At 68.9% G+C, this 26,562-nt stretch carries 19 protein-coding genes and 1 other RNA gene; 12 read left to right on the forward strand and 8 right to left on the reverse strand.

Annotated elements, in window-relative coordinates:
- Positions 1-148: 148 nt before the first annotated feature.
- From csrA to G6O68_RS12010, 5 genes are all read right to left on the reverse strand, one after another.
- Entirely contained in the window at positions 149-415 is a 267-nt protein-coding gene (gene csrA, locus G6O68_RS11990) for a carbon storage regulator CsrA (RefSeq protein WP_165247956.1), read from the reverse strand.
- Positions 416-547: 132 nt separating this feature from the next.
- Positions 548-1,033 (reverse strand): flagellar assembly protein FliW, encoded by a 486-nt coding sequence (gene fliW / locus G6O68_RS11995; RefSeq protein WP_165247958.1) that lies wholly within the window; start codon positions 1,031-1,033, stop codon positions 548-550.
- Positions 1,034-1,644: 611 nt separating this feature from the next.
- Positions 1,645-1,932, reverse strand: coding sequence for a hypothetical protein (locus tag G6O68_RS12000; protein WP_165247960.1), 288 nt, complete (start codon positions 1,930-1,932; stop codon positions 1,645-1,647).
- Between the two features lie 158 nt (positions 1,933-2,090).
- Positions 2,091-2,597 (reverse strand): hypothetical protein, encoded by a 507-nt coding sequence (locus G6O68_RS12005; RefSeq protein WP_165247962.1) that lies wholly within the window; start codon positions 2,595-2,597, stop codon positions 2,091-2,093.
- Between the two features lie 112 nt (positions 2,598-2,709).
- On the reverse strand, positions 2,710-3,822 hold the full coding sequence (locus tag G6O68_RS12010) for a DUF1559 domain-containing protein (protein ID WP_165247964.1): 1,113 nt from the start codon (positions 3,820-3,822) through the stop codon (positions 2,710-2,712).
- An 860-nt stretch (positions 3,823-4,682) separates the two neighbouring features.
- Between G6O68_RS12010 and G6O68_RS12015 the strand changes: the two genes are divergently transcribed.
- Positions 4,683-5,459, forward strand: a complete 777-nt coding sequence (locus G6O68_RS12015) for a hypothetical protein (protein ID WP_165247966.1) — start codon at positions 4,683-4,685, stop codon at positions 5,457-5,459.
- A 19-nt stretch (positions 5,460-5,478) separates the two neighbouring features.
- On the opposite strand, the gene G6O68_RS12020 is transcribed toward G6O68_RS12015, so the two are convergent.
- Together G6O68_RS12020 and G6O68_RS32765 are read right to left on the reverse strand one after the other, a co-directional pair.
- Positions 5,479-6,081 (reverse strand): TlpA family protein disulfide reductase, encoded by a 603-nt coding sequence (locus G6O68_RS12020; RefSeq protein WP_165247968.1) that lies wholly within the window; start codon positions 6,079-6,081, stop codon positions 5,479-5,481.
- A 26-nt stretch (positions 6,082-6,107) separates the two neighbouring features.
- Complete coding sequence (locus G6O68_RS32765) at positions 6,108-8,969, reverse strand: fused MFS/spermidine synthase (protein ID WP_165247970.1); 2,862 nt, start codon at positions 8,967-8,969, stop codon at positions 6,108-6,110.
- A 481-nt stretch (positions 8,970-9,450) separates the two neighbouring features.
- On the opposite strand from G6O68_RS32765, the gene nifJ reads away from it, so the two are divergent.
- From nifJ to G6O68_RS12045, 4 genes are all read left to right on the forward strand, one after another.
- Positions 9,451-13,029 carry a pyruvate:ferredoxin (flavodoxin) oxidoreductase gene (gene nifJ / locus G6O68_RS12030; RefSeq protein ID WP_206108077.1) on the forward strand — a complete coding sequence of 1,193 codons (3,579 nt, stop codon included), beginning with the start codon at positions 9,451-9,453 and terminating at the stop codon, positions 13,027-13,029.
- Entirely contained in the window at positions 13,026-14,033 is a 1,008-nt protein-coding gene (locus G6O68_RS12035; RefSeq protein WP_165247974.1) for a dihydroorotate dehydrogenase-like protein, read from the forward strand. The genes nifJ and G6O68_RS12035 overlap by 4 nt, the downstream gene beginning before the upstream one ends.
- A gap of 624 nt (positions 14,034-14,657) precedes the next feature.
- Entirely contained in the window at positions 14,658-15,461 is an 804-nt protein-coding gene (locus G6O68_RS12040; RefSeq protein WP_165247976.1) for a TrmH family RNA methyltransferase, read from the forward strand.
- A gap of 131 nt (positions 15,462-15,592) precedes the next feature.
- Positions 15,593-17,257 carry a SpoIIE family protein phosphatase gene (locus G6O68_RS12045; protein WP_165247978.1) on the forward strand — a complete coding sequence of 555 codons (1,665 nt, stop codon included), beginning with the start codon at positions 15,593-15,595 and terminating at the stop codon, positions 17,255-17,257.
- Between the two features lie 12 nt (positions 17,258-17,269).
- Here G6O68_RS12045 and G6O68_RS12050 read toward each other — a convergent pair whose 3' ends face one another.
- Positions 17,270-18,109, reverse strand: a complete 840-nt coding sequence (locus G6O68_RS12050) for a DUF2934 domain-containing protein (protein WP_165247980.1) — start codon at positions 18,107-18,109, stop codon at positions 17,270-17,272.
- Between the two features lie 271 nt (positions 18,110-18,380).
- On the opposite strand from G6O68_RS12050, the gene ssrA reads away from it, so the two are divergent.
- The 7 genes from ssrA to G6O68_RS12085 all read left to right on the forward strand — a co-directional run bounded on the left by ssrA (position 18,381) and on the right by G6O68_RS12085 (position 26,529).
- Positions 18,381-18,747: a transfer-messenger RNA gene (gene ssrA / locus G6O68_RS12055) on the forward strand.
- Positions 18,748-18,934: 187 nt separating this feature from the next.
- Positions 18,935-20,632: a hypothetical protein gene (locus tag G6O68_RS12060; protein ID WP_165247982.1), complete on the forward strand. Its 1,698-nt coding sequence runs from the start codon at positions 18,935-18,937 to the stop codon at positions 20,630-20,632.
- A 2-nt stretch (positions 20,633-20,634) separates the two neighbouring features.
- Positions 20,635-21,333: a class I SAM-dependent methyltransferase gene (locus G6O68_RS12065; protein ID WP_165247984.1), complete on the forward strand. Its 699-nt coding sequence runs from the start codon at positions 20,635-20,637 to the stop codon at positions 21,331-21,333.
- Positions 21,334-21,480: 147 nt separating this feature from the next.
- Positions 21,481-22,632 (forward strand): ATP-dependent Clp protease ATP-binding subunit ClpX, encoded by a 1,152-nt coding sequence (gene clpX, locus G6O68_RS12070; protein WP_165247986.1) that lies wholly within the window; start codon positions 21,481-21,483, stop codon positions 22,630-22,632.
- 98 nt (positions 22,633-22,730) lie between these two features.
- Positions 22,731-23,471 (forward strand): RNA ligase family protein, encoded by a 741-nt coding sequence (locus tag G6O68_RS12075; protein WP_165247988.1) that lies wholly within the window; start codon positions 22,731-22,733, stop codon positions 23,469-23,471.
- Complete coding sequence (locus G6O68_RS12080; RefSeq protein ID WP_165247990.1) at positions 23,468-24,610, forward strand: AAA family ATPase; 1,143 nt, start codon at positions 23,468-23,470, stop codon at positions 24,608-24,610. The genes G6O68_RS12075 and G6O68_RS12080 overlap by 4 nt, the downstream gene beginning before the upstream one ends.
- 215 nt (positions 24,611-24,825) lie before the next feature.
- Entirely contained in the window at positions 24,826-26,529 is a 1,704-nt protein-coding gene (locus G6O68_RS12085; RefSeq protein ID WP_165247992.1) for an ankyrin repeat domain-containing protein, read from the forward strand.
- Positions 26,530-26,562: the final 33 nt, after the last annotated feature.

Here is a 26,562-nt window from a genome sequence, read left to right on the forward strand (position 1 = left end):
CGAAAAAACCGGACGGGCGACTCCCGGATGAGGAGAGTCGCCGTCCGGCCGGATGCGGGACGGTAGTGGGGGGCGTGGCGGCCGCCGTCGCGTCGGGGCCGCCCATCCAAGCCGGCGAGAGGATCGCCGCCCGAATTCGCTCGTCCGCTCAGACCTCGTCGGACCGAGTTCGACGCAGGTCGCGTCGGACGGGCGGGTTGAGGCGTTCGATCTGGCGCGCTTCCTGGGGTTCCAGTCGGCTCGCCTGGCGGTTCTCGCGTTGGATGGCCTCGTACACCTCCTGGCGGTGTACGGAGATCTCGATGGGGGCCGCGATCCCCAAGCGGACCTTATCGCCCCGAATATCGACCACGGTGATGACGATGTCATCCCCGATGATGATACTCTCGTCGCGGTGTCGGGACAGGACCAGCATCGTTCTCGGCTCCTTCCTCCTGCCAACGAGGCCCGTGACCATCCCCGATCACGTAGCCCGGGCTCTCGGCGACCACGACGAAGACGGGGATGGTGAGAAGCCCGTAAATACCTGAATGACGCATCCCAGGCCTCAGGCCGTCGCACGCAACGGCGTGAGGCCGGGCAGAAGGGTCGGGGTCGCGGACTGCGACGACCCGCCCGACTCCAGCGGATACCGCACGGGGTAGCGGCTGGAGGTGAGGACGAGCTGCCTTCCCAGTCGGCGGACGGGATTGAACACGAGGGGGCCCTGGAGGTTGACGGTCAACCCCCCCGCGCCGCCGCGGTTCAGCACGACGTAGATCATGGCGGCCCGTTCGTCGCTCAGCTCCAACGCCGCCCGATCGCCGGGACGAAGCTCGATCCGGTAGTCGCCGACCGCCAGGGGCGGCGCGACCAGGCCGAAGGCCAGGTCGGGGGCCGTCGCGCTTTGCAGCCACGACAGGCCCGAGACCACCGGATCGGGGAGGTGGAGGAACTGCGTGTACGAGCGGAATCCCAGCAGGCCGTCCGGGATCCGGTAGATCTCCGATTCCGGGGCCTGGATCAGACCGAAACGGGTCGTGATGATGTTCACTTCCTGGTTACCTCCTTGAACGCCGAGCGGGGCGCATGCCTGATCGATCCTTCGAGCGTCGTTCGGCATGGCCGGGTTTCCTCGCTCCGGGGCGACGAGCCGGACGGTCCGCGGCCTTCATCTCGCCTCGGCTCGCCGGCGGAGCCCCCGAGACGGGCACCCCTCCGATCCGCCCCGACGATCCGGCCCCGTCGCCCCCCCCGTTCCGCCCCACGCGGCCACGACGCATCCCGCAGACTCCGCCCATCGCCGCTCCGTCGGAGGTTTTCCTTCGGGGGAGATGGGCTTGACCGACCGTTATATCGTCCCGCCCCGGCCGGATCTGTGACCGCCGGATCCGCGATTTACACGCCGGCGCGCACCGCGCAAGGACTGCGCCGGTCGCTCCGCTCGTGACGGCCAGGATAGGCCTGCCGGGCGACCGGCGGATCCGATCCGATCCGTCCTCGGGCTTTACTGATGCCGACCGGTCGCCGCCGCTTACGGCGAGCCGGGGCGCGCGCCCTTGGTGCGACGGGGAAGGGGGACCCGGCGTCGACGAGCGGATCAAACTTTCCGGATCGAGGGCGGGCGGCGATCGATCGATCGGGGTTGACGGAAGGGGCCGGAGGTCAGGTCCGGTAGTTCTCTTCGAGGCCCCACAATCGCTGGAGTTGCCGGTCGCGTTTGCCGGTCTCGTAGCGGTAGATCGCCAGCTCCTCGACGACCTCGTTGGGGGCCGGCCGGTACTCGTGCTGGCGCTGCTCGGCCTGCTGGAAGACCGGGCCGAGGTGGTCGGAGCAGGCGAAGCCGTAAGTCTTCAGCTCCGCGAAGCGGCCGTCGCTCCACCTCGCGGCGATCTTGTACGACGCCGGCTCGGAGCACCCCCCGAACGAACAGTGGACCGCTTGGCTGCTCAACGGACGATCCCCGAACTGGTGCGACGCCGGACGGCCGGCGGGACTTCGCCGGAACCGCCCGGCATTCTAACCCGCGAGGGCGGGGGGCCGCCAGCCTGGCCGCGCGAGCGGCGATGCGCCGACGGCCGGGCCGTCCGGGATGGCGTCGCCCTCGCCGCTCAGTCGACGAGCGTGAAGTCGATGGTGTTGCTCCTGGGTTCGACTTTCGCCTTGAGCCCGCCGGATTCCGGCGATTCGTACTTCTGGGGGATCTCGCTGGGGGCCTTCTTGTAGGCCTTGGCGACGTCCTCCTGCCGGTACAACCCGCCGATCTTGTCGGCGTTGGCCTGGGCGGCGGCCATGTCGGGCTTCCGCGCGGTGATGGCGACGAGGTAGTCGCCGGGGAAGGCGCCGTCGTCGTCCCCCTGGGTGGAGAGCGTGTAGGCGCCGTCGGTGATGACGCCGGTGGCCCCGCGCTGATCCGGGCCGCCGCCGCCGGCGGGGTAGAACTGGATCGAGCCGCTGGAGACGGGCTTGTCCTTGTAGGTGACGGTGCCGGAGACCTTGTAGCGTTCGGCGAGGCCGTCGTCGCCGCAGCCGGCGGCGGTCGCGATGAGGGCCATGGGGGCGAGGATGAGCCAGGTCTTCAGCCGGGAGACCCGGAGCCGAGGCGAGAATTCCAACATGGGCTGTGTGGTCCTGAGATCGAGACTTGATGGGCCTGGCGACGAGGAGGATGCGCGGCTTCCGCCCGCCCCGCCGGGCCTCGGCCCGGCGGGGCGGACGACGGATCGGCGATCAATAGGCGTCGGAGCTGATGACCTCGCCGCCGCTCCGGCTGCCGAGGGCGCAGTAGATCGGCAGGGCGATGGAGCTCTTGAGGAAGCGCACCGAGCCGTCGCCGAACGCGAAGTTGGCCCCGCCCGGGTGCTTGCTCTTGGCGCCCTTGCTGGCGTAGCTGAAGCGGTTTTGCCAGTCGGCGCTGCCGAACGGCGTCGAGCCGTCGAGCGGCGCCCGCAGGGTCTGCCAGTTGATCGGGATCGTGGTGCCGAACGTCGCGCCGTTGTTGTTCCAGAAGTTGCTGTCGGCCGCCTGGGCGGGCAGGACCTCGCCGACCGCGATCGTGTTCGACGTGCCGTCGGTGATCGAGGCGATGGTCACCGCGCCGATGCTCTGGATGCGATAGGAGAACATGCCGCGGAGCTGCCCGCCGGATTCCGCGCTGACCTGGTCGTTGAATCGGGTGCCCCAGAAGCCGGGATAGCCGATGCGGACCTGGCCGGCGGCCAGCGTGGGCGGATATGGGAAGGTCTCCCAGGGGTTCTGGCCCGACGTCAGCGCGCCGATGGCGTAGTTGTCGCCGAAGCTGCCGGCGTAGTTGGACACCATGGTCCGGGCCTCGGGCTGCCCGGTGAACGGGCTGACGGGGCTGCTGCCGTTGGGGTAGTTGCCCCAGGGCCCGGTCGACGAGCGGATGCCCGGCCCCTGGCCCTGGAAGTTGTCGTCGGAGGGGCAGAGCCAGGCGTTGCTGACCGTCATCAGGGCCGTCCACTGGGCCGAGCTGGAGACGATGTTGTTCAGCGGCAGGTTGAAGTTGATGGCGTTGTAGATGTTCCCCCCTTCCATCTGGGGGATCACCAGCGCCCGCCACGAGGCCAGGTTGTTGCCCCCGACCGAGCCGCCCCAGTTGGTCCCCTTGCTCTCGTCGGAGACGCCCCCCGGCGGGAAGGCTCCCTGGGCGCTTTCGTAGTTGTGCAGTGCCAGGCCGATCTGCTTCAGGTTGTTGGTGCACTGGGCCCGGCGGGCCGCCTCCCGGGCCGACTGGACGGCCGGCAGGAGCAGGGCGATCAGCACCGCGATGATGGCGATGACGACGAGCAGCTCGATCAGGGTGAAACCGCGTCGCTTCATGAGACTCGCTCCGGGGATCGGGGACGACGGAAGCCGCCCGCCTCGTCGGGGCGCACGATGCGGACCCCGGGACGCGGCGGACGCTCGGACGGGTCGACGCGGGCGGCGCCCGCGGGGGAGGTCGGGTCGAAGATCGGGCGCGCGACGTGGCCCGCCCGATCCGGCGATTCTCGGGACCGCTTCGCTTCTTGATGCAAGGATTCTTCGATGGATTCGTCGGACGCCGCGAGGCGGCCCGCTGGAGGCGGACGACGCCCGGAAGGAGACCGATCAGCAGTCGAGCATGAAAGCTTACGAGAGGAAATGCAGGCGTGGATCCGGGCTTCGCGGCACCGGGACGCCCCACGCGGCGACCGGCACATCAAAGGGATTTATCGCGGTCCGATGGAGTTGTCAAGAAGCCGACTTCTGATCTCTTGTTTGTTCCTGCATGTTTTCGTCACCCGGATAGCCCGGGATGCGAGTCGCGTCGGCCTCCGCCGCTTCCGGAGCCGCGACGCAAACTCATGCCCGATCTGGCGATCAGCGTTCGTCGAGTCCGTCGGGCGGCGCGAGCGCGTCCGGGCCGAGGCGGGGGGGCGGGCCGGGGAGGAATTCCGGAACCGGGAGGCGGCCGGCGCGGCGAGCGGGGGCGAGCCGACGGCCCCGGTCGGCCCGATGTTGAAATGCGGAATCGCCCCTTGACAATGCGGGTCGGCGGATTACTTTAGAGTTTGTCGGTCGTGACGCCGTCTGCAAAGCGCCTCTCCGACCGGCCGAGGCGTCTGCCTCGATCATTCGGCCTCTTCTCTGTTCCGGCCCCGTCGACCCGAGGATACCCGGGTCGGCGGGGTTTTTGTCTTGGCAGCGGGTGCGACGTGGTGAACCCTCGGGAATCGACGACCTGGCGGCTCGCTGGCCACTCCGCGGCGATCGAATGGGGCGGGTCGACCTGGACCCTCGGTTTCGAAGCAGGCCGTTTCGGCCTGCGAAGCGAAGGGGTGGCGGGCGAGTACCTGACGCTTCGCGGCCTGGCCGCCGTCGGCCGTCGCGACGACGGCGCGTTCACGCCTGCGAGCCTCGTCGCAATCGAGGTCCTGCACTCGCGGCTGCTGGCCACCTTCGAGCCCTCCGGCTGGAACGGCCTGACCGTCCGCGCGGCCTGGGGCCCGAGCCGCGACGGCCGGGGGATGGACCTGGAAGTCCAGGCTTCGACCTCGACCGTGGGCGAGCTGCTCCGCCTGGAGGTCCTGGTCGGCTCTCGAGGGATCGGCGGCGACCGGGCCGCTCGACCCTTGCTCGTCGCCCCCCGCGACCGCGTCGTCGCGTCGCTCTCCTACGACGGACGCGAGACCGACGACGCCCTGTCCCGCCTGGCCACGCTCCCGATCTCGAGGAATTCGCCCGGGGTGCTGGGGCCTGCGGGGTATCTCGAATTCGTCCATCCCCAGGACGTATCTCGGACGATCACCGACGCCGCCCCCGGGGCGTCGAATCCGGGCGACGTGGAGTACGCCCTCTTCGGATACGACCTGGAGAAGGGGGTCGTCCTTCGGGGACGCCTCAGGGGGATCTGGCCCGAGGCGTCGGCCCCGGACTGCGCCGCGGACGAGCGGCGACGCTTCCTGGACGAGCCCCCGCCGCTGCGCACCGCCTGAGCCCGGGCGGGACGACCGATCAGGCCGGAGGGGCCGTCGCCGCCAGGTCGCGAAGCTTCTTGACGACCTCGGGCGAGTCCCACTCGGCGCTTCCGACTCGCGAGTAGGCGAGCTTCCCGTCGGGCGTGACCAGGAACGTGGCGGGGATGCCTTCGGTCAGGAAGACCGGCGGCAGGGCCCGTGCGTGGAGGATGGTCATCGGCCAACCCTTGCCCTTGACGAAGCGGCGGACGTCCTCGATCGACTCGTCGGTCGCGATGCAGACGAAAGCCACGCCGTCCCCCCGGAGGTCCGGGTTGGCGGCCAGGCGGGCGATGGACGGCATCTCCTGGATGCAGGGCCCGCACCACGTCGCCCAGACGTTCACGAACAGGGCCTTCCCCCGGAATTCGGCGAATTTCACGGGGGCCCCGTCGAGCCCTTCCAGGGTCCAGTCGTAGTCGACGGCGGTCCCGAGGCCGGGGGCGTCGAGGTCGTCGATCCGCCTCGGCCCCCCCACGATCAGGTAGACGACCCAGAAGGCCGCGAAAATCAAGGCGATCCACGTCCAGGTCCGGTCACGGCCGGCGGGAGGCGGGGCGGGCGTCGGGTCGTTCGGCTGCGGGTCGATCGGGTCGGCCATCGGGACGCCTCGCTTCCGCGTCGGGTTCAGTCCTGGCCGCGGGTCTCGGCGACCGGGGCCAGCAGGTTCTCCACGGGGGCGTAGTCGTCGGTGAGGATGATGCCGCGCGAGCGGTTCTCCAGCACGGTCTTCTCGTCCTCGGGCCCGTAGGGGGTGGCGACGGTCCTCCGACTCTTCTGGAAGAAGCGCGGGTCGTCGTCGCGCTTGCCCAGGTCCGCGAGGTCCAGGGGCTGCTTCGACGCGACGACGACGAAGGTCTCGCGCTGGCCTTCGCCGATGACGTCGTTGGTGCCGAAGATGTAGACGTGGGGGAACGTGAGCTTGGCCGTGGCGGTCCAGGAGCCCAGGAAGCCGCCGTAGCGGCGGGCCGACGCCAGGTACTCGTCGCGCTTGGCCTGCTGGGCGGCGGGGTCGACGATCTTATCGACCTCGATCCGCTTCTCGGCCTTCCGCAGGGCTTCCTCGTCCGACTCATAGGCGTCGATGATGTTGATCATGTAGACGCCGGTGGGGGCGAGCATCTTGGCGATCTTCTCGTTGAACTCGCGGGTGGTTAGGTGCCAGGGGACGGAGAAGTCGTTGAAGGCGTCGCCGAAGACGATGTCGTACTGTTCGACGTCCTGGTTCCGCTCGACAAACTGGCGGGCGTCGCCCCAGATGGTGCGGATCGTGGTGTCACGCGGCAGGCCGGTCGCCTCGTGGTTGGCGCGGGTGACCGCCGGGTCGATCTCGGCCACGTCGACCGCCGTGCCGGGGTAGACGTGCTGCATGTGGCGCTGGAAGGTGTAGGCGCCGCCGCCGAGGAAGAGGGTCTTGAGCGAGGACTTCTCGATCTTCGGCATCCACGATTTCGAGGGCGAGGCCAGGATCTCCTCGTCGTCGGGCGGGGCGTCGGCCCCGACGTCGGGCTTCTTCAGCTCGGGGGGCTTCGAGTCGCCGGGCTGGGCGTTGGCGAAGACCTGATCGGGGAGCGTCGAGCCGTCGACGGCCGGGCTTTCGCCGCCGGAGCCGCCGGGGGCGGCGGTCGGCGGCGGGCCCGCCTTGGTGATCTTCCCGGCCGCCTTGGCCGACCGATAGGCGACCATGGCGTAGATGTGCTCGTAGTCGTAGTCGAGCCGCTCGGGGTGGTCCAGGATGAAGTAGCCGTGGATCAGGTTGTCGAGGACCAGGGTGCGGAGTTGAAGGTCCTCACCTTCGGGCTCGTTGTTGACCTTGATGTAGTAGTAGTTGCTCTCGTCGGCGTAGGCGAGGGCGTCCTTGGTGGTGGTCGGGTCGCCCACGGACTCGCGGATGTTCCACTCCTCGCCGATCCGCTCGGTCCACTGCATCGGCAGGAAGCCGATGACGCAGAGGCCCAGGGGGATGCCCGCCCAGACGGCGTGCAGGACCGAGCCCAGGATCGTGGCCGTCAGCGCCAGGACCGCCGCCAGCAGCAGGAGCACGCCCTTGGTGCCGAGGACGTCGATCAGGACGAAGCCTGTGAGGAAGGTGCCGATGATGCTGCCGACCATGCCCCAGGCGTAGACCTGGCCGATCGCCGTGCCGGTGCGACGGTGCCGGCGGAGGCGGTCGACCGCCAGCTTCGCCACCACGGGGCTGACCGTCCCCATGGTGATCGCCGGGATGAAGAAGACCAGGAACACGACCAGCAGCACGCGGAACGGCCAGGTGAGCGCGATGGGGGTGGAGCCCCCCAGGTTCAGCTCGTTCCAGATGATGGCGCGGCTCAGGAGGCTCGGGTTGGGGCCGTTGTCCATCGCGTTGCGGAACCATTCCGGCTGATTGTCCAGGAACAGGATCACCAGCATGGCGACGGAGGAGACCAGGAACAGCCAGCTCGCCTGCTTCTCGTCGCGGATGCGGTTGGCGATCCGGCCCCCCAGGTAGTTGCCCACGCTCAGGCCCGCCAGCAACACGCCGATGACGCTCGTCCAGCCATACACGCTGGAGCCCAGGTGCCGCGTCACCAGGCGGCCGGCGACCATCTCCATCGCCATGAACGCCAGGCTCGCGATGAAGGCGAGGATCGCCAGGTCCCGCAGGCTGGCGTGCGGGGCCGCCTCGTCGGCGATTTCCTCGACGGCATCGCTTTCCGCGACCGCCCGGGGCGACGACCAGAGCGCGTTCGCCGCGAGCGCCGCGAGGGCGATCGAGGCCGCCCCCCCCGCGACCGCCAGGTAGTTGAGCTGATAGCCCCCCAGGTCGATCCCGCCGATCCCCAGCGTCCGCACCAGGGGGCTGATCGAGGCCGCCCCGAAGAGCGCGGCGACGGCGATCGCCAGGCCCCGCCGCGCGGGCGTCGCGTCGAGGGCGGCCGCGAGGACGGCCAGCGCCGCGGCCACCACCAGCACGATCACCGAGGTCGGGGCCAGGTAGATGAGCACGAACCCCGCCAGGAAGGTGCCGACGATCGAGCCGACCGCCCCCCAGAAGTAGACATCGCCGATGGCGCTGCCGGCCTTCCGCGACAGCTCGACGGCCATCTTGGCCACCACCGGGCCGACCATGCCCAGGACCGTCGCCGGCAGGAGGAAGTCGAGCGTGACCACCAGGATCGTCCGCAGCTCCCAGTTGATCGCCTGGGGCGACGGCACGATCGCCGGGATCATCGCGTTGACCACGAGGGCCCCGAAGCTCAGGAACGAGCCCAGCGCGAACAAGGGGCCCACCGCGCGGCGCGGGTCCATCCGGTCGGCCAGGCGGCCGCCGAGGACGTTGCCCAGGCAGATGCCGCCCAGGATGATCCCGATGACGCTGTTCCAGACGGTCAGCGACGACCCGACGTGGCGGGCCACCAACCGGCTCGAGACCAGCTCCAGAATCATGATGCAGAGGCTGCTGAAGAACGCCAGAGCATAGGGGGACGTGCGAGCTGCCAAGCCGACCATACCGGAGGCTCTCCGAGTCTGCGCCGATCCTGGTTCGGCGGGAGGGATTCCGTCCCTGGAACGTGTGGTGGGTCCCGTCACGAGACGAGCCATCACCACGATAAACCCGCCGACCGGCTTCCACAAGCGAGCACCCGAGCCCGCCGACCGGCGCGACCCCGCCCGCCCGCGGATCCGTCCCCGCGCCGGGGCCGTCTCGATTGACGCCGGACCTGGCGCGCGGTAGACATGAATAAGTCGATCCCGGCTCATGGCGGGCCGGAGGATCGAAGGCGACGATCGCCCCCCCTCGCGCGTCCTCCGACGGGCCTCGGGGTCTTTCCCACGAGCGGAATCAACAAGCAGCCACGATGAGGCCCGCGCCGTCCGGCACGCGGCCTCACCGATCCGTCGGGACCTCGCGTCGCGTCGGCCCGGATGGGTATGGGCCGTTCCGACGGGCCGATCTCGACGCACGAGAACGCGCCGAAGGAGGCCCGTCTTGACTCGGCAGCATGTGACGGTCGACGGCAACGAGGCCGCGGCCTACGTCGCCCACGCGACCAATGAAGTCATCGCGATCTACCCGATCACGCCGTCGTCCACCATGGGCGAGCTGGCCGACGCCTGGTCGGCGGTCGGGCGCAAGAACATCTACGACGTCGTGCCCACCGTGGTGGAGATGCAATCCGAGGGGGGGGCCGCCGGAGCCTGCCACGGCGGCCTGCAGGGGGGGGCGTTGACCACGACGTTCACCGCCTCGCAGGGCCTCCTGCTGATGATCCCCAACATGTTCAAGATCGCCGGCGAGCTGACCTCGGCCGTGTTCCACGTCGCCGCCCGCTCCCTGGCCACGCACGCCCTCTCGATCTTCGGCGACCACAGCGACGTCATGGCCGCCCGCTCCACCGGCTGGGCCTTGCTCTGCTCGAACACCGTGCAGGAGGTCCAGGACTTCGCCCTGATCGCCCAGGCCGCGACCCTCAAGGCCCGGATCCCGATCCTCCACTTCTTCGACGGCTTCCGGACCTCGCACGAGGTCAACAAGCTCGAACAGCTCTCCCGCGACGACATGCGGGCGATGCTCCCCGACGACCTCGTGCAGGCCCACCGCGACCGCGCCCTCTCCCCCGAGCGGCCCGTCCTCCGCGGCTCGGCCCAGAATCCGGACGTCTTCTTCCAGGCCCGCGAGGCCTGCAACCTCTACTACCAGGCCGTCCCCGGGATCGTCCAGCAGGCCATGGACGACTTCGCAGGGCTGACCGGCCGGTCCTACAAGTTGTTCGAATACGTCGGCGCCCCCGACGCCGAGGCCGTGGCCGTGGCCATGGGCTCGGGCTGCGGCGCGATCGAGGAGACGGTCGATCGGCTCGTCGCCGAAGGCCGCAAGGTCGGCCTCGTCAAGATCCGCCTCTTCCGGCCGTTCGACGTCGCCGCCTTCCTCGCCGCGCTCCCGACCACGACACGGCGGATCGCCGCCCTCGACCGCACCAAGGAACCGGGCGCCATCGGCGAGCCGCTCTTCCAGGACGTGGTCACCGCCCTCGCCGAGGGCTGGGCCGACCGCGCCGGCGACGCCTCGATCCCTCGGGTCTTCGGCGGCCGCTACGGCCTCTCCTCGAAGGACTTCACCCCCGCGATGGTCAAGGCGGCCTTCGACGAGCTGGAGGCCGGGTCCCCCCGCAAGCACTTCACCGTCGGCATCGTCGACGACGTCACCCACCTGAGCCTCAAGTGGGACCCGAGCTTCAGCACCGAGGCCGCCGACGTCCACCGCTCCGTCTTCTACGGCCTGGGGAGCGACGGCACCGTCGGCGCCAACAAGAACACGGTCAAGATCATCGGCGAGAACACGCCCTTCCACGCCCAGGGCTACTTCGTCTACGACTCCAAGAAGTCGGGCTCGGTGACCGTCTCCCACCTGCGGTTCAGCCCGCGACCGATCAAGTCGTCCTACCTGGTCTCCAGCGCCAATTTCGTCGCCTGCCACCAATTCAACTTCCTGGAGCGGATGGACGTCCTGGAGTCCGCCGACGTCGGCGGGATCTTCCTGCTGAACAGCCCCTACGCCGCGGACGAGGTCTGGGAGAAGATCCCGCTGGAGACCCAGCGCCAGATCATCGACAGGCACCTGCGCTTCTACGTGATCGACGCCGAGGAGGTCGCCCAGAAGGCCGGGCTCGGCCGGCGGATCAACACGATCATGCAGACGTGCTTCTTCGCCCTCTCCGGCGTCCTGCCGCGCGACGAGGCGATCGCCGAGATCAAGCACGCCATCGAGAAGACCTACGGCAAGCGCGGGGAGACCGTCCTCCAGCAGAACTACGCCGGCGTCGACCACGCCCTGGCCCACCTGCACGAGGTCGCCGTCCCAGCCGCGCCCGCCGGCGACGTCCTCCGCGTCCCCCCGGTCCCGGCCCACGCGCCCGACTTCGTGAAGCGGGTCACGGCCATGATGATCGAGGGCCGGGGCGACCTGCTGCCGGTCAGCGCCCTGCCGGTGGACGGCACCTTCCCGACCGCCACCGCGCAGTATGAGAAGCGGAGCATCGCCCTCTCGATCCCGATCTGGGACCCCGAGATCTGCATCCAGTGCGGCCTTTGCTCGCTGGTCTGCCCGCACGCGGCGATCCGGACCAAGGCCTACCCGGAGGCCGCGCTCACCGGGGCCCCTCACGGCTACGCGTCGCTGCCGTTCTCCGGCAAGGAGATGCCCGGCTCGCGGCTGACCGTGCAGGTCGCACCCGACGACTGCACCGGCTGCGGCGTCTGCGTGGACGTCTGCCCGGCGCGGAGCAAGGAGGCCGTCAAGCACAAGGCGATCAACATGGAGCCGAAGCTCGACCACCTCGACCGCGAGCGGGCGAACTTCGACTTCTTCCTGGCGATCCCCGAGGCCGACCGCACCCGGGTCAAGATCGAGGCCGTGAAGGGCTCGCAGCTCCTGCAGCCGCTATTCGAGTTCTCGGGCGCCTGCCCCGGCTGCGGCGAGACTCCCTACATCAAGCTGATGACCCAGCTCTTCGGCGACCGGGCGATCATCGCCAACGCCACCGGCTGCTCGTCGATCTACGGCGGCAACCTCCCCACCACCCCCTACACCGTCGACCCCGGCGGCCGCGGGCCGGCCTGGTGCAACTCGCTGTTCGAGGACAACGCCGAGTTCGGCCTGGGGCTGCGGCTGGCCGTCGACCAGCAGGAGATGTACGCCCGCGAGCTGGTCCGCCGCATGGCCCCCGACCTGGGCGACGACTTCGTCCGCGAGATCCTCGACTCCCCGCAGCTCGACGACGCCGGCATCCAGGCCCAGCGCGAGCGCGTGACGGCCCTCAAGCAGGCCCTCGGCGACGAGGACTCCTCCCGCGCGATCGCGCTGCGGGGAGTGGCCGATTCGCTGATCCGCCGCAGCGTCTGGATCGTCGGCGGCGACGGCTGGGCCTACGACATCGGCTTCGGCGGCCTCGACCACGTCCTGGCCTCGGGCCGCGACGTCAACATCCTCGTCCTCGACACCGAGGTCTACTCCAACACCGGCGGCCAGGCGTCGAAGTCCACTCCTCGCGCGGCGGTCGCCAAGTTCGCCTCGGGGGGCAAGACGGTCGGCAAGAAGGACCTGGGGATGATGGCCGTGGACTACGGCAACGTCTACGTCGCCACCGTCTCCATGGGCGCCAACCCGCTGCAGACCCTCAAGGCGTTCCGCGAGGCCGAGTCCTACCCGGGCACCTCGCTGATCATCGCCTACAGCACCTGCATCGCCCACGGCATCGACATGACCACCTCGATGGCCCACCAGAAGGACGCCGTCGCCACCGGCTACTGGCCCCTCTACCGCTACGACCCCCGCCTCGCCGTCGGCGGCGCCAAGCCGTTCCACCTCGACAGCCGCAAGCCCTCCGCCGCGTTCCGCGACTTCGCCCTCAAGGAAGGCCGCTACGCCATGCTCGCCCGCGCCAACCCCACCCACGCCGAGAAGCTCCTGGCCATGGCCCAGGAAGACATCAACGAGCGATGGCATTTTTATGAGCAGATGGCCGGCGTCGAGCGCACCTACAACCCGATGGAGGACCCCTCCCGATGAGCGCGCGACTGAAGACCAAGTATCTCGGCCTGGACCTGAAGAACCCGCTCGTCGCCTCCGCGGGCCCGCTCACCGGCAAGCTCGAGACCCTCATCAAGCTGGAGGAGGAGGGCGCGGCCGCTGTCGTCCTCCCCTCCCTCTTCGAGGAGCAGATCGTCCGCGAGGAAGACGAGATCAACAAGCTCTACGAGTACGGCACCGAATCCTTCGCCGAGGCCCAGACCTACCTCCCCGAGATGGAGGAGTACCACACCGGGCCGGACAACTACCTGCACCACCTCCGCCAGGCCAAGGGGGCGCTCACGATCCCCGTGATCGCCAGCCTCAACGGCACGTCCAACGGCGGCTGGATCCATTACGCCGAGCTGATGGAGGACGCCGGCGCCGACGCCCTCGAACTCAACATCTACTACCTCCCCACCCACCCCGAGCTGACCTCGGCCGACGTCGAGCAGCGCTACCTCAGCCTGGTGGCGGCGGTCCGCAAGTCGGTCTCGATCCCCCTGGCCGTGAAGATCGGCCCCTTCTTCAGCTCGCTCCCCAACATGGCCAAGCGGCTCTACGACGAGGGGGCCGACGGCCTCGTCCTGTTCAACCGCTTCATCCAGCCCGACATCGACCTCGCCAGCCTCTCGGTCCAGCCCCGGCTCGTCCTCAGCGGCAGCGACGAGCTGAGGCTCCCCCTGCGCTGGATCGCCATCCTCCGGTCCTACTTCACGAAGTCGCTCGCGGCGACCACCGGCGTGCACACGGCCGAGGACGTGATCAAGCTGATCCTCGCCGGCGCCGACGTCGCCATGTCGACCTCGGCCCTCCTCCAGTCCGGCCCCCAGCTCCTGGGAACGATCCTCCTGGGGATGCGGACCTGGCTGGACGAGAACCAGTACGAATCGGTCGAGCAGATGAAAGGCTCCATGAGCCAGCGGAACATCCCCGACCCCGAGGCCTTCGAACGGGCGAATTACGTCAAGACGATCGTCTCGTACAGCACCGACGCCGAGTAGTCTCGGCGAAGTCCCGACATGCCCAAGCCCCCGCGCCGACCCGCCCCGGTGCGGGCGTCTTCGCCGTCCCGAGACGCAAGTCCGGGATTGGGTTCGTTCGCGCCGGGCCGAGAACGAAGCCAATTGCCGTAAGTCTATAATTGGCAATATGTTTGGAGGTTTCGGACGGCCCGGAGAATTGGCTTCGTTCGGCGCGCTTCGTCGCGGTTGGGCGCACCTTTGTATGAGCCAAGACCTCGCGACAGTCGATCGCGGATTCCCGAGATCCCCGCGCGGGTCGTCAACTTCGGGACAAGCTTGACTTGTACTTTCGGAGATCATCCCGCCCGCCTCGCCATCCCGAAATCGGCTTCGTTCGCGCGGAACTGGAAACGAACCCATCGGCTGTAAGTTGTTATGGATCATGGGGTTCAAGGTGGTGCTTCGGTCCGCGGATTGGGTTCGTTCGGCGCGCTTTCCTGCTTCACGTCGCCGTTGCGGAGCGGCGATGGGCCTGGCGCGGGCGGCTCGGCGCGCTCCGGTCCTTGAGTGGATCATGGCCCCAGGTGGGGGGATGGGGCGGGGTTGTGCCGAAATCAGAACGCGAAGCCCCTCGATGAAAGTTCGGGTAGAATCGGTCTCCTTATGACGCCCGAAAGGATCACCGATCTCGACGACCCCCGGCTCGCCGTGTACCGCTCGCTCAAGGCGACGAACGTCACGCGCGGGCTCGACTGTTTCGTGGTCGAGGGGGAGAAGCTGGTCGAGCGCCTGATCGCCAGCCGATTCCCGGTCGCCTCGGTCCTCGTGACCGACCGCCATCTGGAGCGGCTGCGGGCGACGATCCCCGAAGGCGTGCCGGTTTACGTCGTCCCGTTCGAAGGCGTGCATGACCTCGTCGGCTTTCCCTTCCATCGCGGGGCCCTGGCGTGCGGCCGCCGGCTGCCCGCGCCCGAATGGCGGGACCTCTGGGGGGCGGCGACGGGCCCCCTGACGTTCGCCGTCTGCCCGCAGGTCAGCAATCCCGAGAACCTCGGCTCGATCGCCCGGCTCTGCGACGCCTTCGGCGTCGACGGCATCCTCGCCGGATCGTCGTGCCCCGACCCGCTCTCCCGCCGCGTACTCCGGGTCTCGATGGGCTCGGCCTTGCGCGTCCCGATCCTGGTGGCGGACGACCTGCTCGGGCTGGCGACGGAGTTCGAGGCGAACCTGGGGGTCGCGTTCCTCGCCGCCGTCGCCGAAGCCGCCGCGACGCCCTTCGGTCGCGTCCCGATCCCGGCCCGAGTGGGCCTCGTCCTGGGCGACGAGGATCGTGGCGTGGACCCGGAGTGGGTCTCGCGCTGCCGAGAGGCGATCACGATCCCGATGAGCGGCCGGGCCAGTTCGCTCAACGTCTCGACGGCCGCCGCGATCCTCCTGTACCACCTCAGCCGTCGCGGCGAGGATTGACCGCCGGCCCCCGCCTCCGGGACGCCTCCCGATTTTCCGCCCGTTCGTAATCTTCGGCGGCGACGGCCGTATGATCCCATGTGGAGCCGACGGGGGTGATCGACCCGGCGTGCTCGCGGGAGGCGGCCACAATGCCTCAACACCCCAATTTCTCCAGGCCTCGGTTGGTCGTGCTGAGCGGCCCGACCGCCGGTCGTTGTTTCGAATTGGCCGAGGATATCGTCTTGATCGGCCGGAGCCCCGACTCCGACCTGATCCTCGGCCCCAAGTCGGTCTCGCGAAGGCATGCGCGGATCGTCCGGGAGGGAGGCGAGTTCCGAATCCACGACCTGGAGAGCACCCGAGGGACGTACGTCGACGGCCGACGGGTGACCCGGCCCGCCACCCTCCGCGACGAGGCCGTCATCCAGATCGGCGAGGTGGCCCTGAGGTTCCTGCTGCGCCCGATCCCGGTGCAGATCGTCGGCGACGAGCGTTCCACGATCGCGGCGGCGGTCGACCTGCTGCGCCCGGAGGAGCAGGGCCACTCCATCGCCCGGCCCGAGGAGAAGCTGCGGGCCCTGAGAAAGATGGGCAGGGATTTCGGGGGCGAGCTGGTCGTCGACACGTTGCTGGGCCGGGTCCTCGAATCGCTGTTCGAGATCTTCCCGCAGGCCTCGAGCGGGGCGGTGCTTCTGGAGGACTCCGCCGGCGGCCTGGTCCCGGGTGCGGTGCGGTCCCGAGCCGGCCGGGCCGAGTCCGTGATCGTCAGCAAGACGATCTTGGACCGCGTGATCCGCAGCGGGCAGGCGATCCTCAGCCGGGACGCGCATCGGGAGCTGGCGGACGTCGAGAGCGTCGCCGGGCGGCGGGTCCGGTCGTTGATGTGCGTGCCGATCGTCGACCTCGACCACCGGCCGATGGGCGTCGTCCAGATCGAGGCCGACGACCGCCGGGAGCTTTTCACCGAGGAAGACCTCGACCTGCTGGCTTCCGTCGCCGGCCAGATCAGCGTCGCGATCCAGAACGCCCAGATGCACCTCGACCTGATCCAGCAGCGGGAGCTCGAGCGCGACCTCGTCGCCGCCCGCCACGTCATGCAGGCCTTGCTGCCGGAGCGGCCCGGGGACGTGGCCGGATATGCGTTCTGGGATTGCTACGAGCCGGCCCGGCACGTCGGCGGGGATTACCTCGGGTTCATCCCGATGTGCGAGTGCGAAGCCCCGGCCGGGAGCACCCCCCGGCGATGGGCGATCGCGGTCGGCGACGTGGTGGGCAAGGGGCTCGGGGCGGCGCTCCTGACGGCCCGGCTTTCGGCCGAGGTGAGCCTCTTCCTCCAGGACGCCCGCGACCCCGCCGAGGTCCTCACCCGACTGAATCGCCGCCTGAGCGAGAACGACCTGCTCGACATGTACGTCACGTTCCTGCTGGTCATCCTCGACGTCGAGGCGCACACGCTCCGCGTCGTCAACGCCGGCCATCCCGCCCCGCTGATCCGACGCCGCGGCGGCCGGGTCGAGGAGCTCGGCTGCGAGGTCTCGGGCCTGCCCCTGGCGATCGACCGCTCGACCTTCTATGAATCCGCCGAGACTCGGCTGGAGCCCGGCGAGTTCGTCATCATGTACACCGACGGGGTTTCCGACGCGATGAACTGCGGCAACGAACGCTACGGCGAGGCGAGGCTCCGCGAGCTGCTCGCCCACCCCCGGGCGTTCCCCCGAGAGGCCGGCGAGGCCGTCCTCGAGGACGTCCGCCGCCATGCCGCCGGCCGCGCCCAGTTCGACGACCTCACCCTGGTCGTCTTTGGCCGGCCCTGAGGGGCGGTCGGGTCAGGCGAACAGCCGCATCCCGCGCCGGCGGGGACGGTCGACCCGCTCCAGGGGGAGCAGCCGGCGGACGGCGGTCCGGGAATCGGCGCCGAACCCCGTGGTGAACGAGCGGGGGGGGAGCTGAAGGGCCTCCTCGTCGTGGTCCTGATCCCGGGCGCAGAGCGGAGGGGCGATCTCGACCGCGTGCACGCCGGCGACCAGCACGAAGACCGCGTAGGGCAGGGGGGCGTCCGCGTCGATCCGCCGCGAGAGCGAGACCCACGGCACCGCATGCGCCTGATGCATCCGGTAGACCAGGCAGCCCGCGCCGGAGAAGAGCGAGCTGTCGAAATCGTGGTCGGGGTTGCCCACCCACTCCAGGGTGTCGGCGAAATGCCCCAGCTCGCGCGCCGGCATGATCGCGATCGCCATGCGGACCAGGGCCTTGTACGCGCCGATCGAGACCGCCTGGGGCCCCTCGGAGGGTTCGTCGAGCGACCGCCAGAACTTCGCGAAGTCGGCGTCGAGGGACCCGGCGAACTGCTCGTGGCACTCGTCGCAGACCTCTCCGGTCAGGAGCGAGGTCGGGCCGACGACGTCGGGGACGATCGGCCGCGCCGAGGAGAATTTCGCCCTCGGGGCGCCGCGTTCGCAGAATCGGCATCGGGACTGGGACCGCGATCCCACCACGACGGGCTCGGCCGACTCCAGGGGGTACTCGGCGGCGGGCCGGTAGTTCATCTGGAACAGCAGGTCCATCTCGGCGGCGACCCAGTCGTCCTGGTCCGCCCCGTGGACCCGCCCCCGACTCTCCCAGCGGCCGTAGGCGGCGCGCTGAATCTGATCCCAGGTAGGCAGCATCGCGCGATCCCTCGTTCCTTCGACGCGTTTCCGTACACTCCGACCGGGCCTCTCCCGGACCGACATCCTAATCCCAACGCGATCGCAGAGAAAGGTCGACCGGCCCCGCCCACGCCCGACCACGACGCCCGCGATCCGGCGCCTTCGCAGGCCGGGCCGAGGAACCGGGCCGATCCGGCTTGACCCGGGAGTCGCCGGGGCGATAATTGAGGTGTGGAATCTGGTTGGCGGGCCGATTCGTCGACCTGCCTCCCACTCGCACCTCATCAAAGGGGGCGAACCAGGATCGACCGGATGTCCAAGGGGAACGGTGGCGTGCCGAGGTTGGTCAGCGGGCCTCGTTAAAAGCCGACCAAAATTTAGTTGCCAACAACACTGTTGGTCTCCGTCTCGCTGCCTAAAAAACAGCAACGGCCCTGCGACGAGTCTTCTCCCGAGAGACCCGCCCAGGGACGCCAATTCGGGATCGCCTAGGCCAAACCGCTTGTTGAGGCCGAGGCTAAATTCATGACGAGCTAAGCCGAAAGGGACCCTGCCGACCGGGGCCCTGACGTCGACAATCAAAAGATCGGCTACGCACGTAGAGGCCCTCGCCGAAGCTTCTCGGGACGCGGGTGCAATTCCCGCCGCCTCCACTGAAAGCCCACTTGGGAGCAATCCCAAGTGGGCTTTCTCATTGGGTTTGCGTCGAATTCATGGTCATTTAACGACTTACGGCGTGGCCCTCGTGTCAGATAACGTGTCAGATAACACCCTGGACGTGTCAGATACAGGCCGTTAGGATGATGCCTTCCGTGGACAAGCTTCCACCGGGGAGTCACCCTCATGGCCCGCCGCAACCGTGACCTCAGCCCCGATCCCCAAGGTCGCTACCGCCCCTACCTCGGCTGGAAGATTGGAGAGGATGGGAAGAAACGGCAGCACCGGTTCAACCTAGGGACAGATAAGCGAGAGGCCGAGAAGAGGCTCGCTCGCATTAAGGAGCTTTACGACGACAACTGCCGGTTCATCAAAGAGGATGTGTGGACCCCGCTGGCGTTGTCGTTCGCCGAGGAGTTGGCCAAGGGCCGGCGTCAGGTCGCCTTCCCTCCTCCCCACGCCGAGGAGTGCATCTTCGACCCGCTGACCGATTACGCCCAGGTCATCCAGGTCGAGCGGGACCGTTTCCCGTCGCTCGACGTGGTGCCGTCCGACCCCGACCTCTACGCCCAATCCGTCCGCCGAAACCGGGACGGCTTGGTGGCGGCCTCGATCCGGGAGCTGGAGGGGGAGTTGCGTGGCCTCGGGGCCTTGCCGTCGAAGCGTTCGCTGCCCGAGAACCTCATCCCCGGCTCGCTGCACGAGGCCCTCGACGCCTACGCCTCCCACGACGTGCCGGCGGCCAACACACGAGACGGCTCCGGGAACCTGAGCCCCTACGGCCGGCTCCGCCTGGCACGCATCAAGCGGTTCAAGCGGGAGCACGAGGATGTGCCGCTCCACTCGCTCGACCGTGACCGCTGCTCGGTGATGGTCGCCCACTGGCGCACCAGACCGATCGGGGCGAGGGGGGCGACGAGCCGGGACAACGCCCGCCATCACGTCGGCGAGCTGATGCGGTTCTTCCGCTGGCTCGACACGGCCGACAAGTTCCACTGGCGGATGCCGAGGGGGTTGGAGGGCATCAAGCGGAAGATCCCCAAGTCCGACGCCGATCGCAGGAAGGCCGTCATCAGCAAGGTGGTGTACTCCCCCGATCAGTTGGCGGTCATCAACAAGCACGCCACGCCGATCGAAAGGCTCGTGCTCTACGTCGGCCTGAATTGCGCCATGGGGGCAGCCGAACTCGGCCGCCTGACGGCCCAGGACATCCTGCTCGACCACGAGCATGAGTATGCCGAGCGGCTCCATTTCAAGTCCACGAGCCGGGACGGCTTCATCCGGTTCCTGAGGCCCAAGACCGGGGTCTTCGGCGAATGGATCTTGTGGCCCGAGACGGTCCGCATGCTCCGCTGGGGGCTGGAGCGTTCCAAGCGGATCGGATCTGACATCCTGCTGATCTCCGAGCGGGGGATGCCCTGGTACAGGGAGCATGCGACGAACGCCCAGTACAAATTTGCGAACACCTGGAATGGACTGCTGGACCGGGTGCGGAAGTCCGATCCCGAATTCCCGATCCTGCCCTTCGGGACGCTGCGGGACACCCTGCCGGACTTGTTGCGGCATAAAGAGAGCGACGAACTGGCATCCATCTGCCTGGCCCACGGCCAGCCTTACCACGGCGACAACCTGCTCGAATGCTACGGCAACCGCCCGTTCGGTCGCCTCCACGAGGCGGTGCGGAGGTTGCTCGCCCACTTCACCCCGGTCTTCGCCGCCGCCCCGGACGATCCGACCGAGGAGCATAAGCAGTACTTGCCCGTGGCCGTCCGGGAGAAGGTGCGGGCTATGATTGCCGAGGGGAAGAAGGCCCCGACGATCGCCAAGGCATGCGGCGTCTCGCCGATGACCGTCTACCGGGAGATGGGCCGGTACGACTACTGACCATGGACCTCCTCGCAGACGAGCAATTGGAGCGGTCGGCTGTCGTCGCCAACTGCCGGATGAACCGGGAGCGGAGCCTCACCGGCTCCAACGGCTACGACAAGGAAGTCGGCTTCGACCCGCTCGATCTCCTGAAAGGGCGTGTCGATCCAGGCAGGCCCGCCGCCTGGCTCGACCTGTGCTGCGGGACCGGCCGGGCCTTGATCCAAGCGGCGAGGACCGCCCGCTCCGAGGGGCTGGACGTGGAGATCGTCGGCGTCGATCTGGTCGGGATGTTCGATCGTCATGATGCGGACCCGACATCCCTTCGGCTCGTCGAGGCATCGCTGAGCAACTGGCGACCCGAGCGTCCGTTCGACCTGATCACCTGCGTCCACGGCCTGCACTACGTCGGCGACAAGCTCGGCCTGATCGCCCGTGCCGCCTCCTGGCTCGCCGAGGACGGACTCTTCGTGGCGAGCCTCGATCTGCAGAATTTGAAGATCGCCGACGGCGGATCGACGGTGCGACGACTCGCCACCGACCTGCGGCGGGCCGGCCTGGAGTACGATCGCAAGCGAAGGCTGGTGGCCTGCCGGGGCCGCAGGGACGTGGATCTGCCCTACCGGTACGTGGGTGCCGACGACCGGGCCGGGCCGAACTATACGGGTCAGCCCGCCGTGGACTCGTATTATGCAGACGCTGATGGACCTCGACGCTGAGCCGCCGAGGATGAGCCGGTCGGGCGAGCCGGTGGCGTGAGAGTCCGAGGCCGGGAGCTTCGCCGAGCAGCGGATCGACACCATCGGGGAACGGGACCGCCCGCCGCTTCGGGGGCGGCGATCGTCCCTTCTTCGGAGTCGAGCCGAATGTCCCATCCGTGCAGCATCGCCGCCGCCCTGCCTACGCCCCGCAGGATCGTCGAACATTTGGACCGCACCGTCGTCGGCCAAGACCGGGCGAAGCGGACGCTCGCCGTGGCCGTCGCCAACCATTACGTCCGCCTGTTGGACGTGCTCGACCGGGAGTCCGCCGCCCCGACCGTCACGGACGCCTGCCTGCGCCAAGTCACGATCGAGAAGTCGAACGTCCTGTTGATCGGCCCGTCGGGGTCGGGGAAGACCCATCTGGCCCGAGCTTTGGCCGAGTGCCTGGACCTGCCGTTCGTCGTCGCCGACGCCACCACGCTGACCGAGGCCGGGTACGTCGGCGAGGACGTTGAATCGATCCTCCACAAGCTGCTCGTCGCCGCCGGAGGGGATGTCGCCGAAGCCCAAAAGGGGATCGTCTACATCGACGAGGTCGACAAGCTCGGCGGAGGCCGTGCTCTCGGCACGAAGGATCTTCGGCTGGGGGTCCAGCACGCCCTCTTGAAGCTGATCGAGGGCACCGTCGCCAACGTGCCGCCCGGCGGGGGCTACAAGATGGCCGGGGAGACCTGCGTCCCTTTCGATACCAGCCAGGTGCTCTTCATCTGCGGCGGGGCGTTCGTCGGCCTGGAGGACTTCGTCGCCCGCCGGCTCGGGCGGAGGGCGTTCGGCTTCGATCAGGCGGGCTCGACCGTCGACGACGAGGCGACGAATCCGCTTCGCCACGTCCTGCCCGAGGATGTGGAAGGCTTCGGCCTGATCCCCGAGCTGATCGGGCGGCTGCCCGTGATCGCCACGCTCGACGCCCTGGGCGTGGACGACCTCGTGCGGATTCTCCGGGGGCCGCAGGATGCGCTGATCGGGCAGTACCGCAAGCTCCTCATGTACCGCAAGGCCCGCCTGGACTTCACGACGGGGGCGATCCGGGCGGTCGCCGAGCTGGCCCATCAGCGGGGGACCGGCGCTCGTGGGCTGCGGGCGATCGTCGAGCGTGTGCTGGAGCCGGTCCTGTACGACCCCGAGCCTTGGGTGAGTTACACGATCACCGAGGAGACCGTCCGGGGCGGGCCCGTCGAGGTCTTCCGTTTCTCCGACCTATGCGTCGACGAGTCCGCACCGTTGCGGCATCGAATGATCGGGCGGGCGAGATGACGACGTTCATCGGCCGTGTCGTGAACCTCCGGGCCGGCGGCCATGTCTACGCCCGATCGGGCCTGCGACGGAACGGTTCGTGAATCGGGGCGGCGGTCATGGGGCGGTCCTACGGCGAGTTCGTGAAGTACCCGAGGACGCCCCACCTCTTCGGCTCCAGGGGGACCGACGACGACAAGCACTTGGACGACGCCGGGTCGGCCCGGTTCCTCGCCGACGGCTCGCTGATCGTCGAGGAGAAGCTCGACGGCACCAACGTCGGCCTCCATTTCTCGGCCGACGGGGCGATGATCCTCCAGTCTCGGGGGCACCTGATCACGGAGGGGATGCACCCGCAGTACGACCTGCTCAAGCAGTGGACCGCCGTGAAGCGACACGTTTTGGAAACGATGCTGGAGGACCGCTACATCCTCTTCGGCGAGTGGGTTTATGCAAAGCACTCGGTTTCTTACAAACGCCTGCCGCACTACTTTTTCGAGTTCGACGTGTACGACAAGCCGGCCGGGGCGTTCCTGGACCTGGAACGTCGGCTGACGCTGCTGGGAGGGACCGGACTCTCGACCGTTCCGGTGGTCCATCGAGGGGCTATCGATCGAGACCGGCTCTCGGCGTTGATCGGACCGTCCCGATTCGACGCCGAGTTCGAGAACCCGCTCACCGGCCGCACCGACGCCCTCATGGAGGGGCTCTACCTGCGAACCGAGGCCGGGGGCGTCGTCACGGGCCGGGCGAAATTCGTGCGGCCGGAGTTCGTCGAGAAGATCAAGCAAAGCGAACATTGGCAGCACCGGGCGATGGTCCCCAACCGCCTGGACGACTCGGCGGACATCTGGTCATGAACTGGCGTGAGATCAAAACAGCTTCGCAAGACGAGATCCTGGCGTGGGCCGCCGAGCGGCCGTGGGCTCGGGCGATGGCCATTTGCGTCCAGGACCGGGGCTGGCACGCCGAGGGCGACGTGTGGACCCACACCAAGATGGTCTGCGGCCAGTTGCCCCTGTTGGAGGAGTGGCCCTCGCTGGGCGACCACGAGCGGATCGTCCTGCTCTTCACGGCGCTCCTGCACGACGCCGGCAAGCCGGTCACGTCGCAGGTCGATCCGACGACGGGGCGGGTCAGGTCGCCCAAGCACGCCGTGAAGGGGGAGCACCTGGCCCGGTCGGTCCTGCGGGATCTGGGCTGCGACCTGGCGACCCGTGAGGAGGTCGCCCGGATGGTCCGCTTCCACGGCCGCCCGGCGTTCCTGCTGGAGAAGCCCGAACCGTCGCACGAGGTCGCCAAAGTCTCCTGGCTTGTCGGCAACCGCCTCCTGCATCTCTTCGCCCTGGCCGACACCCGGGGCCGCACCACCGCCGAGACGACCCGCCCGGAGGAGAACCTGCACCTCTTCCGCCTGGCCGCCGAGGAGGTCGGCTGCTTCGACAGCCCGTACCCGTTCGCCAACGACCACGCCCGGTTCCTGTTCCATCGTCAGGAGCGGCCGAGCCTGCACTACGTCCCGCACGAGGACTTCCGCTGCACCGTGACGATGCTCTGGGGCCTCCCCGCCGCCGGCAAGGACTCTTGGCTCGCCGCCCGTCGCCCCAGCCTGCCCGTCGTGTCGCTCGACGACCTGCGGGGCGAGATGAACGTCGAGGCGACCGATGACCAGGGGGCCGTGATCCAGGCGGCCCGGAACCGCTGCCGAGAACACCTGCGGGCGGCCCGGTCGTTCGCCTTCAACGCCACGAACCTGCTCCGCCAGACCCGCCGGGCCTGGATCGACCTGTTCGCCGGCTACGGCGCACGGATCGAGATCGTCTACATCGAGCCGCCCCTGCCCGAGATCCTCGCCCACAACGCCCGCCGGTCGAACCCGGTTCCCGAGCGAGTGATCCGCCGCCTCGCCGAGAAGCTCGAACCGCCCACCCTCGCCGAGGCCCACGGCGTCGTCGCCGACGGCGGCGAAGCTGGGGGCTGCCTGTCATCGGAAGGTTGATGTAGATTGGCCGGGAGTGCGGGCGATCATCGATGGGCCAGCGATTTTCGGCCGGACGGCGGAGGTTCATAATGGCTTGTCATGGTTGGTGGCCCGGATGGTTCGACCGCCGGTCGCATCTCTTCCTATGTTCGCCGTCGGCCGTCCTCCGTCGGATCTCTGGGGATTTGCGATCACTGACGAGTCGGTTGGGATGGGCGTCCGGAGGGGGCTCGATGGACGATACGCCCTTGCACAAGGCCGAGACCATCGAAGAGGTCGAGACGGCCCTCGACGCCGGTTGGGCGGTCGAACATCCGGGTTGGATGGGCGGCACGCCTCTGCACCGAGCGGCCGAGCGGGGCCTGCCCGAAATCGTCCTGGCGCTGATCCGCCGGGGGGCGAACGTCGACGCTCGCCGACCCGAACGGGAGGACTCGCCCCTGCACTTTGCCGCCAACGCCGGTGTGGCGAGGGCCCTCATCGACCACGGGGCCGACATCGAGGCCAGGGACTGGAGCGATCGGACGCCCCTGCACTGGGCCGCACAGTCCGGGCACGCCGACGTGGCCGGACTGCTGATCGAGTCCGGGGCCCGGGTGGACGGCCCCTCCAGGGACGGGTCGACGCCCCTGCACTGGGCCGCACAGCAAGGACATGTCGAGGCCGCCCGGCTGCTCCTCCGGGCGGGTGCATGGGCCAATCGGAAGGACGGCCAGGGCCGCACCCCGCTCCATTCGGCCGCCTGGCGGGGCTGGGCCGAGGTCGTGGAGCTGCTGCTCGGGGCCGGAGCCGACCCCGCCGAGCGGAACAAGGGCGGCCAGACGCCTCGACACGAGGCTCGATCGAACGGCCATGAGGCGACGGCGAAGCTGCTGGAGGTTGCCCAGGGCGAGTCGGCCGGGGAGGATCGGTCGACCACCGAGCCGCCGGCTGCGAGGTCGCTCGGCCTGACGAGGGTCAGGACGCACCCGTTGCGGTTCGAGGCGGTCACGGTCGCCGACGAGGCGACACTGCATCGCTGGTCGCTCGGCGAGTCTCCCCATGTCGTGGCCGGGCTCCGGTCCCATCATGCCTGGTTCGCCGACATCGCCGTGGCTCCGCAAGGCGATGTGTTCGCCGTCACGACACCCGAGTCGACGATCGAGATGCGGCGCTGGGACGACCTCCGGGTCGTCTTCGAGCTGCCCTGTCCTATGGAGGGTCGGGGAGGTTTGCAGGCCCTCGACCTCGCCCCGGACGGTTGCTGGCTCGCCGTCGCCGACCCCTGCGAGCAGGTCCACTTGATCGACCGGGCCACCGGGAAGGTCGTCGCCACGGTGAACGGGGGCGAGCAGACCCTTTGCGTGCGGTTCCACCCGTCGTCGCTCCTGGTCGCCGCCGCCTGCTCGTTCCAGGGCGGCGGGCACGTTAGGATCGACCGGATCGAGTCCGGGCGATTGATCCCGGTGGCGGAACTCGAAAGGTCCGACTTCCGGACGCCCGCCGGGCGGTTCGTGGACACGTTGGCCCACTTGGCGTTCAGCCCCGATGGCCGGCATCTCGCCCTATTCGAAACATCGAGGCACGGTACGAGGCGCAACTCACCACGCCCGGCGGGATGGAGAGGCGACGTGGCGCTGTACGATGTCGGCACCTGGACGCTCCGATGGACGGCCTCGGTCGATGCGAAGGCGACCGGCGACGATCGGACGCTCGCCGAAGCCGGCCACGGGATGGGCTTCCTTACCGAAGTCCAATTCGTGGACGACGAGACGCTGGCCTGCGGGGCGACCGAGGGACTCGTGCTGTTCTACCGAGTCGGCGATGGCCGGTTGGCGAGGAAGGTCCGGGTCCATCCCGTGGCACCGGTCGTGTCCCTGGCCATGGAGCCGTCCCGCCAGGCCCTTTGGGCGGCCCTCGGCGAGGGTGGGGGAAGGCTGATCCGAATCCCTCGATAGCGGTGCCCCGTTTTCCCCGGCCCCAAGGACCGC

The sequence above is a fragment of the Paludisphaera soli genome (assembly GCF_011064595.1).
Taxonomy (GTDB): Bacteria; Planctomycetota; Planctomycetia; order Isosphaerales; family Isosphaeraceae; genus Paludisphaera; species Paludisphaera soli.